Raw genomic sequence first — 13,392 nt, forward strand, 5'->3', positions numbered from 1 at the left:
GTGCGCGCGATCGAGCGCGTCGCCGCCGGCGACTGCGCGCCGTGGGAACGCGACGAGTCCGGGTATGCGTGCACGTGGGCGCACCCCGGGATGACGTGGGCGGACGCGGGCGAGATCGAGCCACCACCGGTGCTGCACGCTGTCGAGGTGCTCTCGGGCAACCGCGCGTACTTCCTGCTGGAGCGGTCGTTCAACGACTTGTCCGCGCGCCTCGCCGCGCTGCTGGGCCTCCCGGGCGCCGGCGGGAGCGACTGCCACCACCCGGGCAGCGTCGGGCTGTGCTGGACCGAGCTGCCCGAGGGCGTGTGCAGCGCCGCCGACGTGGTGGATGCGCTGCGCACCGGCGAGGTGGCGCCCGGCGGCGTGCCGGGCGTCCTCCACGCCCCCGGGGCGTACCTGCACGCGGGCAGCGCCCGCGTGATCCGTGACCTGTACCCGCAGCTCGTGCCGCCCGCCGAGGCCGGCCTGCTCGCAGGCGCCCTCGACGCGCGCGCGACCGCTGCCGCATAGTTGCCCGGAAGGGGAGGAGCATCAGCATGACCGAGCAGACCGCGCAGCGCCGCGTGCGCCTGAGCAAGTCGAAGTACCAGACCGGGCTGCAGTGCCCGCTGCGCCTGTGGTTCTCCGTGCACGAGCGCGAACTGGCGGACCCGCTCTCCTACTCGTCGAAGCGCCGCTTCGAGCGCGGGAGCGAGATCGGCGTGCTGGCGCAGGGGCTGTGGCCAGACGGCGTCACGATCGAGGCGACGCACCTGCAGCCGCTGGACGCGCTCGAGCAGACCCGCGAGGCGTTGGCGGCGGGCGCGCCGGCGCTGTTCGAGGCGGCGTTCGAGCACGAGGACGTGTTCGTCCGGGTCGACGCCCTCGAGCGGCTCGCCGACGGCCGCTGGCGCATGGTCGAGGTGAAGTCGAGCACGAAGATGAAGGACGAGCACGTCACCGACATCGCCGTGCAGAAGTGGGTGCTCGAGGGCGCCGGGCTCGAGATCGCCTCGGCCGAGCTGATGCACCTCGACAACACGTACGTGTGGGACGGGACGCGCGACGCGGACGGGCGGCCGGTCTACGACCTCGCGCGCCTGTTCGCGGCCGAGGACGCCACCGCGCTCGCGGAGGCGTACCAGCCGCAGGTCGCCGAGACGGCCGCAGCGTTGCTGGCGATGCTGCACGGCGCCGAACGGCCGGAGGCCGCGATCGGTAGCAGGTGCACCACGCCGTACGATTGCGACTTCCGCGGCACCTGCCACAGCTGCCTGCCCGAGCAGTATCCCGTCACGCTGCTGCCGTTCGTGACGGGCGACCAGCTCGACGCGCTCATCGCCGCCGGGGTGCTCGACATCCGCGACATCCCGGACACCTTCCGGCTGCAGGCCAGACAGGTCGAGCGGATCCGGCCGATGCTCACCGGCGAGCCGGAGGTCCTGCGCGACCCGCGCTCCGAGTTCGCGCGCTGGCGGTTCCCGCTGCTCTTCCTCGACTTCGAGGACTTCCAGCCTGCGCTGCCGCTGTACCCCGGCACGCGCCCGTACCAGTACGCGATCCCGTTCCAATACTCACTCCACGTGCTGCACGCCGACGGGCGCCTCGAGCAGCGCGGTTACCTGCACACGGGCAGTGACGACCCGCGCCCGGAGTGGATCGCTCACCTGCTCGCCGACCTCGGCGACACCGGCACGATCGTCCACTACAGCCACCACGAGTCCACCGTGATCGGCAAGGTGGCGGACGCGTGCCCCGAGCATGCCGAGGCGCTGCTGGCGCTGAGGCCCCGCATGGCGGACCTCGAGAAGGTGGTCGCGGCCTGCATCGGACACCCCGGCTTCATCGGCCGCACCTCGATGAAGCAGGTGCTGCCTGCGCTGGCCGGCGAGGACGGCCCGACCTACCACGGCAAGCGCATCGCGAACGGGGAGGACGCCACCACGTACTACCACGACGCGGTCACGGGGTTCCTGTCGCCCGAGGATGCGGCGGCGGTCTTCGCGGACCTCGAGGCGTACTGTGCCGTGGACACGCTCGGCATGGTCGAGGTCTACCGGGCGCTCGCGGGTGTGCGCGAGGCAGGCGGGCGGCTCGTCCTGGCGTAGGCACCACGCCCTGGCGGCTTTCGCGAACGGACGTCCGATGCGGCCCGCCCGCGGGAACGATCTCTCGGGAGGGACGCATCGCGTACGAACCACCGGGGGAGGCGGTTTGAAGATGAAGACGCTGATCGTCTACGACTCGAAGTACGGCAACACGCAGTCACTCGCCGAGGCGATGGCCGACGAGCTCGGTGAGGCGGCCTCCGTGTGCGACTGTGAGCACTTCGAGCTGCGCATGCTCGAAGGGGTCGACCTGCTCATCATCGGGTGCCCGACGCAGAAGTGGACCGCGACCCCGCTCGCGCGCGACGCGGCCGTCGTGGTCGGCGAGTCGGTGAGCGCGGCAGCCCTCAAGGTCGCGGCGTTCGACACAGGGCTGTCCGGGCCGTTCGCCGGCTCGGGCGCCGCGAAGATCGCGCACCTGATGACCGAGGCTGGGTTCGAGATGCTGGGCAAGCCCGGCCACTTCCTCGTCGAGCACCTGCACGGCCCGCTCGTCGCCGGTGAGGCGGACCGCGCCAGGGAGTGGGTGCGCGGAGTCGCCGCGTAGGGCCCCGCGGCGGACCGGGCGTCCGGCGGTCAGTACGGGGCGTGGAGCGTCGTCGCGTCCGCGTCAGCTTCGCGTGCGGCTTCCGCGCGGTGGAGTTGGTCGTGCGCCCATCGCAGTTCGGTGACGTCCGAGAGCATCAGCATGCACGCCCGCGCGTCCGCGCGGGATGCGTCGGTGAGGTGCGCGCGGCCCTCGTAGATGCTCTCGCCGATCCGCACCTCGAACGGCCCGTGGCCCCTGTCGCCCGCGAGGCACGCGCGGACGTGCGCCGCGAGGTCGGGATGCACGTCCTCGAGCCGGCCCCCCACGACCGTCGCCGGCAGTTCGCGCGCTGCCGCGTCGTTGATCTCAGTGATCGCGAGCGAGCCGTCGGTGACGATCGCCAGGTCCGACATCGACGCGAATGCGCGCGCCGCGGCGACCGGGATGATGTCGGCGAAGCCCTGCCGGAGCACCTCGCCCAGGAGCAGGAGGTTCACCACCGGCATCAGCAGCGGCGCGGGGTTCACCGTGAGCAGGGTGAGATCGGGTGAGCGCACCACCCACGCGACGCCCGTCACGGTGGGAGCGAGCGCCGCGAGGGCGATCGCGACCCCGGAGGTCCGGGCGCGTCCGCCGAGTCGCCACCGCCACGCGGCGAAGCGGTACGTGCCGAGAAGGCCGATGCACAGCGCGATCGCGGCGAGCGCGTAGTTCGGCCAGCCAACGATCATCGTGCCGTCCGGGTCGAGCCGCAGTATCCAGCCGGTGATCGGGTTCGTCGCTGCGAGCACCATCGCGGTGACGAAGAACGCTGCGAGCAGCGTCTTGTGCCATGCGCGAATGCTGTGCCGGTCGGCGGCGAGGGTGCACAGCGTGAACCACACTACCGGCGATGCGGCCATGCCGGTGTCGCGGACCAGGTAGGCCAGCCAGCCGACGGAGCCGAACGCGGCGAGCGCCGGCTCCACGCCGGGGATGAGCGTGCGCTCGAGGAAGTGGCCGAACGACCAGAGGGCCGCCGCCGCACCGTGCATGATGAACGCCCGAACGATGCCGGCCCGCCAGCGGCCGGACACGAGCGCGATGAGCGCCATCAGCGTCGCGATGCCAGCCGAGAGCAGCAGCGCGATGGAGTATGCGTCGACGGTCACGCCGGTCCCCCCAACAGACGCCTACAGCCCGATTCTAGCCGATGGCGCACGGTCGCAGCCGCGAGGGGCGCGACGGGGTGACGAACGGCGCGCGCGTCAGCGCGGCTTGTGGGCGACGTCCGCCGCGTCGGGTCCGCCGTGCCGTCCGATCGCGCGGGTGAGCTGCTCCTGGGCGTATCGAAGCTCGGTGATGTCGGAGAGCAGCACCACGCAGCCGAGTGCCCCGCCCGAGCGGCTGCGGGTCGGGTAGATGCGCCCCCAGTACACGTCGTCGCCCAGCGTCAACTCGAAGGGCAGGTAGTCGCAGTCGGTCTCCAGGCAGGTCGCGGCGTGCGCGGCGACGTCGGGCAGGGCGTCGGCGAGGAGCACTCCGGTGGCCGCCGCCGGGAACTGCCGCTTCGCGGCCGCGTTCGCGGTGAGCACGCGCAACCGGCTGTCGCACACGATCGCGACGTCCGACGTCGCTTGGAACGCCTGCGCCGCGGAGAGCGGCACGATGTCGGCGAGGCCGGCGTGGAAGACGTCGAACGCGATGACGAGAGTCGTGATACCGAAGAACGCCGGCGTGGGATCGAACGGGAAGTGCGCGCCGACCGCTTGCGCGATGTTCGATGCGATCCCTCCGACGAGCGGCACGCAGATCGCCAGCGCCATGATGACGGCACGCTTGCGGCTGCGCGGGCCGGGCTCGCGCCACAGCGACGACAGGAGTAGGTAGGTGCCCGCGATCCCGTAGAGCGAGCTGGGCAGGAGGTAGGCCGTGCGCAACGGGCCGTCGATCGCGCGCCCGGCGGCAGAGGCGGTGACGTAGAGGTGGTGCAGGGGGTTGGCGGGGACCACGAGGACGGTGTACGCGAAGAACACGATGGTTCCCCATAGCGACGGGCCTCGGACGAGCTTCATGTGCCGGGACTGCGCCGCGGCGAACAGGTACCAGTGCACCGCCGTGGCCGCCAGGCCGAACGTCTTGACCAGCGACAGCCACCACAGGCCGCTGCCGATCGGCGCCAGCGCTATGTCGGCCAGCGGGCTCAGCTCGATCTCGAGTGCGTAGGCGGCGGTCCACGCGGCGACGCCGACGTTGAGCATGCAGAAGGTCTTCGTGGTGGTCGTACGCGCATGCGGGAGCGCGACCGACGCCACGGCGAGCGCCGCGCTCGTGATCGCTGCCGCGAACATGGGCAGTGAGTACCAGTGGATGGTGAACACGTGTCCCCCCGGACCGTCGGGCGCCCTCGTTCGTGTCGCGAATCAGGTTAGCACGCCCGCGCGGCAGGCTGCCCTGCGCGGTCGCTAGCGGCGGTCGTCCTCGAGGGCCGTGGCGATCCGTGCCAGCGGGCCGGGGAGCAGCGACTTGGGGATGCGCAGCAGGCGGCGACGCTTCGGGTAGGCCTCGATCGCGCGTTCGTAGTGGGCCTCGAGCTTGGCGGCCTGACGGTCTATCGAGAACTCGGCGGCCCGGGCCACTGCGCCCGCGGACAGCCTCGCGCACAGCGCGTCGTCGGACAGGATGCGGTCGCACGCACGCGCGAAGTCCTCGGGCCGGTGCCGCACGACGATGCCGGAGCGCTCGTCCACGAAGTCCTCGATCGCCTCGTCTTCGCCCGTGACCACCGGCAGGCCGGCCGCCATCGCCTCGCCGATGACCAGCCCTTGGGTCTCGGTCGTCGACGCGAACGCGAACAGGTCGGCCAGCTGATACGCGGCGACCGTGTCTCGGCCCTTCAGGTAGCCGGCGAAGCGCACCTTGCGCATGACGCCGAGCTCTGCGGCGAGCGTCTCGAGCTCGCCGCGCCAAGGGCCGTCGCCCGCGATCACGAGCGTCGCGTCGGTGCGGCGGCTGTGCCACATGGCGCGGATGAGCGTGTCGACGCTCTTCTCGCGGCCGAGCCGGCCCATGTACAGGATCACGCGCTCGCCGGCGGGCAGCCGCAGCTTGCGGCGGAGCGCGGCGACGTGCTCGGCCTCGGCGTGTGCCCAGTGCGCGACGTCGATGCCGGTGGCGATGATCTCGATGGGCACCGTGACGCCGTACTCGCGCAGGTACGTCTCGATCTTGGTGGAGGGCGCGACGATGGAGTCGCAGTACTCGCCGAAGACGCGCGACACCTGTTCGGCGAAGCGCTTGGTCAGCCTCGTGTCCCAGACGTAGTGCACGTACTCGGGGTAGGCGGTGTGGTAGGTGTTCACATACGGGACGCGGTGCCGGCGGGCGACCTGCAGCCCGAACAGCCCGATCGCGAACGGGTCGTGGCTGTGAACCACGTCGAGATCGACCTTGTCGAGCAGGCGGAGTGCTTCGATGGAGATGGGGGCGGCCATGCGCATCTCGGGCTGGCGGGGGTAGGGCAGCGAGCGGAAGCGCACGACGCCCTCTGAGTCCTCGTCCTGCTCGGGGTCCGGGGCGAACACGTAGAGCTCGTGCCCCCGCGCCTCGAGGGCTTCCTTGAACAGCAGTATGGAGCGCACGACGCCGTTGATCTGCGGCGTGAACGAGTCGGTGAAGAACCCGATGCGCATCGGCGTCCGTTCCCTCGGGCCGGCATCCCTGCGCGCCCGCGTGCCGTGGCGGGCGACCGTACGAGTGTAGCATCGGGACCGCTCGCGACCTGCGCGTACGGGTAGTGATAGAGTGCGAGGCCGTATGCGCCGCTGAGCGAAGAGGAACCGCGTGGCAGAGCCGCTCATCAGGTTGTCGGAGGTCGTCAAGACCTACGACACCGGCGAGGTGCCGTTCACGGCGCTGCGCGGCATCGACCTCGAGGTCTACGAAGGCGAGTTCGTCGGCATCATCGGCAAGTCGGGCTCCGGCAAGACCACGCTCATCAACATGATCACCGGCATCGACCATCCGACCGCCGGCGAGGTGCACGTCGGCGGCACGCCGGTCCACTCGCTCGACGAGAACGGCCTCGCCAAGTGGCGCGGGCGCACGGTCGGGGTCGTGTTCCAGTTCTTCCAGCTGCTGCCGACGCTCACCATCATGGAGAACGTCATCCTGCCGATGGATTTCTGCGCGATGTACTCGCCGGCCGAGCGGATCGAGCGCGCCATGTACCTGCTCGAGCAGGTGGAGCTGGCCGACCAGGCCCACAAGCTGCCGTCGGCGCTCTCCGGCGGCCAGCAGCAGCGCGCGGCCATCGCGCGCGCTCTCGCGAACGACCCGCCCGTGCTCGCGGCGGACGAGCCGACGGGCAACCTCGACTCGCGCACCGCCGACGCGGTCTTCGGCCTGTTCGAGCACATGGTCGACGAGGGCAAGACGATCGTGATGGTCACGCACGACGACGACCTCGCCGAGCGCGTGCGCCGCGCGCTGCACGTGCACGACGGCGAGATCGTCGAGGACCGGCTGACCTCGGTCGCGAGGATCGCGGACGGCCCGGAGCGCGAGTGATGCTCGCGCCGCGCTGGATCAAGGTCGTGCGCGACCTGTCGAGCCACCGCTTCCGCACGGCGCTCGTGGTGCTCTCGATCGCCGTCGGCGTGTTCTCGGTGGCCGTGGTCATGGGCGCACGCGAGGTGCTGCTCCGAGAGTTCGACACGGGGTACGCCTGGGCCCGAGCCGCGAACGCGACCTTCAACGCCGAGCGCCCGTTCGACCAGGGGCTGGTGCGGCGCGTGGCCGCGCGGCCCGAGGTCGCCGACGCGGAGGGGCGCACGCTCGTCCCGGTGCGCTTCCGGACGCTCGACGGCGAGGGCAACCCGTCCAGCGGCTGGAAGACGATGCGCATCCAGGCCGTCGACGACCTGCGCGACACGAAGGTCGAGCGGGTCGAGGTGCCCGAGGGCACGCGCATCCCCGGGGAGGGCGAGATCCTCGTCGAGCAGTCCGCCAAGCTGACGGGCGACTGGGAGGTCGGCCAGTCGATGGAGCTCGAACTGCCCTCGGGCGGGAGCGCGACGCTGCGGGTCGCCGGATTCGCTCACGACCTCAACGCGGTCCCGTCGCGGTTCATCGGCGCCACGACCGCGTTCACCACCCCGGAGAACCTCGAGCTGCTGGAGATGCCCGACGGCTACAACATGCTGCTCGTCTCGTTCCGGGGCGCGGGGCTGACGAGGGAGCGCGCCTCCGAGATGGCCGCCGCCGTCCGCGACGAGGTGCTCGAGCCCGCGGGCATCACCGTGGCGCGGATGGCGGTGCCCGAGCCGGGCAGCCACTTCCTCGGCGACATCTTCAAGGCCGTCTCGCTGCTGCTCCTTGCGCTGGGTGTGCTGTCGCTGCTGCTCTCCGGCTTCCTGGTCGTGAACACCGTCTCGGCGATCATGGTCCAGCACGTGCGGCAGGTCGGCATCATGAAGGCGGTCGGCGGCAGCGCCGGCCAGGTCTCGCGCATGTACTTCACGATGGTGACCGTGTACGGCGCGCTGGCAGTGCTCGTCGGCATCCCCGCCGGCGGGTGGGCGGGCCACCGGTTCACCGAGTTCGCGGCCGGGCTGCTCAACTTCCGCATCACCTCGTACACGCCGCCCGGCTGGGTGATCGCGCTCGAGGTGGGCGTCGGGATGCTCGTGCCGGTGCTCGCCGCACTCGTGCCCGTCCTGCTCGGCGCGCGGCGGTCGGTGGTGTCGGCGCTCAACGCGACGGGCATGGCCGGCGTCTCGTTCGGGCATAGCCTCGTGGACCGGGCGCTCGGGCTGGTGCGAGGGCTGCCGCGTCCGATCGCGCTGTCGCTGCGCAACACGTTCCTGCGCAAGGGCCGGCTCGCGCTCACGCTCACGACGCTCGGGCTGGCCTCGGCGGTCGTCATGGCGGTGGTGAGCACGCGGGCGTCGCTGCTACGCACCGTCGACGACCTGGACTCGTGGTGGCGCTACGACGTCGAGGTCGCCTTCCCCCAGCCTGTCGAGGCGCTCGGTGCTGCGCGGGTCGCGGTCGAGGCCGGCGGCATCACCGGGGTCGAGTCCTGGGTCGAGCAGGGCGCCGCGCTCGTCCGCGAGGACGGCTCGGAGAACCAGGACATCGAGGTCTCCGGCGTGCCGGCGGGGACGGACTTCGTCACGCCCCGCGTGGTGGAGGGCCGCTGGCTGAGCTCGGCCGACGAGCAGGCCGTGGTGGTGAACACGGACGTGACGAGCGCGGAGGACGGGCTCGGGGTCGGGGACACGGTGCGCCTGAAGATCGGTGCCGACGAGCGTGAGTGGACGGTCGTCGGGGTGGTGACCGGCCAGATGATGGGGTCGAAGGTGTTCGTGGAGCGCCGCTACCTGGAGGGCATCCTGGGCCGCGCCGGGGCGGCCGACCGGCTGCTCGTGAAGACGGACCGGCACACGCGGGACGGGCAGGAGGAGGCCGCCGCCGCGCTCGAGGAGCGGCTCGAGGACGCGGGGTACGCCGTGGGATCGGTGCGCACCCAGAAGGGGATGCGCGACAACCTCAACAACCAGTTCGGAGTGCTGGTGGCGTTCCTCGTGATCATGGCGGCGCTGCTCGCGTCCGTGGGCGTGATCGGGCTGTCCGGCACGATGAGCATCAACGTCATCGAGAGCACGCGCGAGATCGGCGTGATGCGCTCGATCGGCGGCTCGCACGCCTGGATCAGGCGGATCTTCGTGACCGAGGGGGTCACGATCGGCCTGCTCGCCTGGACGATCGGGGCGGTGCTCGCGTGGCCGATGAGCAGGGCGCTCGTGCTGATGCTCCAGGGCGCGATAGGCATGCCGCTGTCGTTCGCGTTCTCGTGGGAGGGCGTGTTCGGCTGGCTCGGCATCGTGCTCGTGGTCGCGGCGGTCGCGAGCCTCGTCCCCGCGTTCCGGGCGTCGCGCGTCAGCGTGCGCGATGCGATAGCGTACGAATGAGCGGGAACGGCGAGGACCGGGGCCTGTCGCGCGGCGTGCGGCGTGTGCTCGTGCGCACGTGGAACCTGGCGTGGGACGTCGGGCTCGCCGGCTCGGTGGTGCTCGCGATGGCGATCATCGACCGCTTCGCCGTGCACAAGGGCCCCTGGTGGGTCGCGGGCACCTCGCTGGTGGCACTGCTCGCGTTCGAGGTGGGCGTGCGGCTGGCGTGGTGGCTGCTCCTGCCGCTGTTCCGGCGGCGCGGACCCGGGTGAGCCCGCGCCGCCGGGAACGAGCGGGCGGCTACCGGTCCTGCACCGTCCAGACGACCGACTGCCCGTCCCAGATCTCCTGGTAGACCGTGCCGTCGGCGATGCGGTCACCGATGGGTTCACCCTCGCCGCCGTCGGTCTCGGACCACAGACCGCGCTCCAGGTCCAGGTAGACCGACTGACCGCAGGCACTGAGCAGGTACGTGCCCGGCCCGGGGTCGTCGGCCTCCGGGGTGTACGAGAGCGCGTTGCACAGGATCTCGGTGCGCCCCGTCTCGTCGACGGTCGCCTCGCCGCCGCCGGCGTCGCCGCCGTCGGGGGTGTACAGCGTCCACCCCGTGGACGCGCCCGGCCCCGGCTCCGCGAACGTCGCCGTCACGAGGATCGCAGTCTCGGTCGGCTCGTCCTGTCCGAGCGCGCGGTAGGCGACCAGGTCGATCCGTTCGACGTCCAGCAGCTCCGACTCGTACGGGGCGCACCTCGCGGCGATCTCGCCGACCGGCTGGTCGGCCACCGGCGCCAGGCGCGTCGACGTCTGCGCGCTTCCCCGGGCGGCGCATCCCGCGGCCCCTCCTGCGAGCAGCGTCACGAGCACCGCTGCTGCGATCCCGCTGCGTGTACCGGTCCGTGTCATCTGGCAATCACGCTTCCCTTCTGTGCGTCGACGAACATGCACGAGCCGTCCTCGAGTTCGATCCGCCAGGCCGGCGAGACACCGCCGCCCGACGTGGCAGCCGGCAGGTGGTAGACGACGTCGACGGCGTGCACGTCGTGACGGCCCGTCGCGTCGACGGCGCGGCGCGCGTCCGCGGCGGCCGAGCGCAGCGCGGCGTCGGCGGTCACCGGCGTCTGCGCCGCCTCCGTCTCGCCCAGCAGCTCGATCCAGCGCTTGCTCACGCGGGCCACCCCTTCGCGGTCCACGACGACCGTGATCCCGGCGTCTGCTCCTTCGATGAATGCTGCGCCGTCACGCTGGGCGAAGTGGACTTCGTAACGCAGTGTTTCCGTGGCGTCATCGTCCTGTTCGAGTCCGAGGCGCGTACGGGTCACCGCGCGCACCTCGCCGGCGACGGCGTTCGCGGGTAGTTCGCCGTGCGCGGCGAGGAACGCCGTCGCCTCGCTGACGGCCTCGTCGCGTGAGCGGCCCATGGGACGGGCGTCCACGGGACGGCCCGCGTCGTACTCGGAGCGGCCGTTGCTCCACACCGTGACGACCTCGCTGGTCGAGACACTCCTGCGGACGCTGACCGGCCGGATGCCCGCACCGCTCGCGGGGACGGGTACCGGCCTGCTCGACCGCTCGGGCAGAACGGACTCGAGCGTCGCGGTCGCGATGCGCGCGCAGCGGGGCGCGAGGCGCGCCTCGCATGCACGGACCGTCGCCGGCACGTCGAGCGTGAGGTCGCGTCCGGCGATGCGACGCGCACCTTGCGCGGCGTGCGCCTCCGGCGTGCCGAGGGCGGCGCTGACGGCGCCGCTCACCGCGCCGATCGCGCGCGCGAGCCACGAGCTGCCGTCGCGGACGGGTGCCTCGGAGAGCGTCTCGGCCGCTCCTCCGCGCCCGTCGAGGATCCTGCCGTCGAGTCGGCGGCTGTAGTAGTCGATGCCGAACCAGCCGTTGTACGTGGTGTCGGGCGTCATCGGCCCCGCCGGCGGGAGGTAGTCCTTGACGTTGGCGTCGTGCACGACGGCCGCCCAGTCGTAGTTGTAGTAGGGCGCGTTCGCGCGCTCCCACGCGCCGAGGACGGTCTGTGCGCCCGTGCCCGGCTGAAGGCTCCGGCGGCCGAAGTCGTACGCGATCTCATCGTCCACCGTGCCCGGTGCGGTACCGGCGTAGCCGAGGATGCCGTGCATCCGGTTCGGACCGCCGAGCAGCGTGCGCGCCCACGTCTTCGCGCTCGAGTTCGTCGGGTTCGGGACCGGGTACGTGTCGGCGGGCGCGTTGCTCAACTGGTCGCACGCACAGAGCATCAGCCACTCGATGTCGGTGTCCCAGCGCGACTCGTTGTATCCGGTCCGCGCGGCGACGTTGCGCTCGATCCAGCCCACGCCGACCTCCCACGGGGAGTCGTTCGTGCAGTTGGTGTCGGGCGAGATCGAGTCGGGCGGCAGCGCGTCATGAGAGCTGGTGGAATCGAAGATCGGCAACTTGGCGTGGTCCCAGCCGTGCCCGGAGACGTAGAGCAGGTCGACGGCGTCCCCTGCCGCCCCGGTGTTGTCGTCGTTCGGGCCGTGCGTGAACGTCGTGTGATCGGGGTGGTTCGAGTGCGCGCCGCTCATCGACGTCTTGAAGAAGTTCTGCTGCCAGCCGGCGGCCAAGAATGCGTCGTGGATGATCCAGCAGTCGAGATCGTCTCCATGGTTGGCTGCGTTGGCGGTGTAGATGACGCCGAACTCCGGCGGCCCGGTCTCGGTCTCCGCCGCCGCCGGCGCGGGCGCGAGCCCGGACAGCAGGGCGCTCGTGACGCACGCCGAGATCAGCGCGCGCCAAGGCGCGGATGTGCGCTTCGCTTTCATGGGTCCCCCCTCGAACGGATGCGTCAAGTGCCCCGGCAGGAGCCGGCGTTCCCGGCCGGTGTGCATCCGTTCTACGCGCAGGGTGACAGCGCGGTCTTACCAGGATCTATCCGCGCAGGTGGGAGGGGGTGGCGCGACGGCCCCGCGCCTCACCGCGACGGCCCCCACACGCGCCCGGTCATCACCTCGAGTGCCGTCCCGGCCGACTGCGGGGCGTAGTCGGCGGCGGCCCACCAGCCGCGCAGCAGTTCGTCGGCCCGCTCGGCGGCGGCTTCGTCGCCGTCGAGCACGGCGAGCCGGACCGCGGTCTCGACGAACGTCGAGGCGCCCGACGGCAGGGGGTCGTCGCTGCTCTCGCGCGGGCGTACCGGCAGGTCGGTGTCCGCGGGGGTCATCCAGACGGCGCCGTCGGCGACGAACCGCGCCTCGGTCTCAGCCTGCAGCCTGTGCGCCTCCGCGAGCAGTACCGCGTCGCCGGCCGACTCGTATGCCGTGAGCGCGGCTGCGGCCAGGTGGGCGTGGTCCTCGGCGAGGCGGACGCCTGAGACCTCGGGGTCGCCGAGGACGTGCACGACGTCGTCGCGGGTCGCGTCGATCAGCAGGCGCACGAGCTCGACGCCGCGCGCGGTCATCGCCGCGTCGCCGAACGCCGCGCCGGCCTCGATGAGCCCCCGGGCCGCGAGCGCGTTGTGCGAGACGATCGCGGCCTTGTCGCGCTCGTGCCGGGGCCTCGCCGCGCGCAGGCCGGCGAGGCGATCGAGCAGCGCGTCGACGGCCGCGGCGTCTTCGGTCCGCCCGGCACGGCGGGTGGGCACGTTCGCGCCGCCCGGCAGCGCGCCGTCGCCGGTGACGCCGAGCGCCGACTCCGCGAGCGCGAGGTCGTGCGCATCGAGCGACTCGGCCAGCTCCGCGCGCGTCCATGTGTACGAGGCACCCTCGACGCCGCCGGACTCGGCGGCCAGCGCCGTGGCGAACGCGCCGTTGTCGAGGCGCATCTCGCGTTCGAGCCAGGCGGCCGTGCGCGCCGCGGCGTGCGCGAACTCCTCGCTCGGCTC

General features: G+C 71.9%; 11 protein-coding genes. 6 read left to right on the forward strand and 5 right to left on the reverse strand.

Features of this window, described 5'->3' with window-relative positions:
- The 3 genes from FDZ70_01790 to FDZ70_01800 all read left to right on the forward strand — a co-directional run.
- The coding region (locus FDZ70_01790) for a hypothetical protein (GenBank protein TLM80171.1) at positions 1-510 on the forward strand (510 nt) is incomplete at its 5' end.
- Between the two features lie 26 nt (positions 511-536).
- Complete coding sequence (locus FDZ70_01795) at positions 537-2,087, forward strand: DUF2779 domain-containing protein (GenBank protein TLM80172.1); 1,551 nt, start codon at positions 537-539, stop codon at positions 2,085-2,087.
- A complete protein-coding gene (locus tag FDZ70_01800) occupies positions 1,966-2,634 on the forward strand; it encodes a flavodoxin family protein (protein ID TLM80173.1) in 669 nt (222 codons plus the stop codon). The genes FDZ70_01795 and FDZ70_01800 overlap by 122 nt, the downstream gene beginning before the upstream one ends.
- A 29-nt stretch (positions 2,635-2,663) precedes the next feature.
- Here the strand turns inward: FDZ70_01800 and FDZ70_01805 are convergent, their stop codons facing one another.
- From FDZ70_01805 to FDZ70_01815, 3 genes are all read right to left on the reverse strand, one after another.
- A complete protein-coding gene (locus FDZ70_01805) occupies positions 2,664-3,767 on the reverse strand; it encodes a hypothetical protein (protein TLM80174.1) in 1,104 nt (367 codons plus the stop codon).
- Between the two features lie 96 nt (positions 3,768-3,863).
- On the reverse strand, positions 3,864-4,976 hold the full coding sequence (locus tag FDZ70_01810) for a hypothetical protein (protein ID TLM80175.1): 1,113 nt from the start codon (positions 4,974-4,976) through the stop codon (positions 3,864-3,866).
- Positions 4,977-5,060: 84 nt separating this feature from the next.
- Positions 5,061-6,455, reverse strand: a complete 1,395-nt coding sequence (locus FDZ70_01815; protein ID TLM80176.1) for a glycosyltransferase family 4 protein — start codon at positions 6,453-6,455, stop codon at positions 5,061-5,063.
- On the opposite strand from FDZ70_01815, the gene FDZ70_01820 reads away from it, so the two are divergent.
- Genes FDZ70_01820 through FDZ70_01830 form a run of 3 tightly spaced genes read left to right on the forward strand, consistent with a single transcriptional unit; the run spans position 6,439 to position 9,823 of the window.
- Entirely contained in the window at positions 6,439-7,164 is a 726-nt protein-coding gene (locus FDZ70_01820) for an ABC transporter ATP-binding protein (protein ID TLM80177.1), read from the forward strand. The two genes, FDZ70_01815 and FDZ70_01820, sit on opposite strands and share 17 nt — an antisense overlap.
- Entirely contained in the window at positions 7,164-9,569 is a 2,406-nt protein-coding gene (locus tag FDZ70_01825) for an FtsX-like permease family protein (GenBank protein ID TLM80178.1), read from the forward strand. The genes FDZ70_01820 and FDZ70_01825 overlap by 1 nt, the downstream gene beginning before the upstream one ends.
- The gene (locus FDZ70_01830; GenBank protein ID TLM80179.1) at positions 9,566-9,823 is read left to right on the forward strand and encodes a hypothetical protein; all 258 of its coding nucleotides are present in this window, start codon (positions 9,566-9,568) and stop codon (positions 9,821-9,823) included. The genes FDZ70_01825 and FDZ70_01830 overlap by 4 nt, the downstream gene beginning before the upstream one ends.
- Before the next feature lie 28 nt (positions 9,824-9,851).
- On the opposite strand, the gene FDZ70_01835 is transcribed toward FDZ70_01830, so the two are convergent.
- Both FDZ70_01835 and FDZ70_01840 read right to left on the reverse strand, forming a co-directional pair.
- Positions 9,852-10,454: a hypothetical protein gene (locus FDZ70_01835; protein ID TLM80180.1), complete on the reverse strand. Its 603-nt coding sequence runs from the start codon at positions 10,452-10,454 to the stop codon at positions 9,852-9,854.
- Positions 10,451-12,337, reverse strand: a complete 1,887-nt coding sequence (locus FDZ70_01840) for a hypothetical protein (GenBank protein ID TLM80181.1) — start codon at positions 12,335-12,337, stop codon at positions 10,451-10,453. The genes FDZ70_01835 and FDZ70_01840 overlap by 4 nt, the downstream gene beginning before the upstream one ends.
- Positions 12,338-13,392: the final 1,055 nt, after the last annotated feature.

The sequence above is a fragment of the Actinomycetota bacterium genome (assembly GCA_005774595.1).
In the GTDB taxonomy this organism is placed as follows: Bacteria; Actinomycetota; Coriobacteriia; order Anaerosomatales; family D1FN1-002; genus D1FN1-002.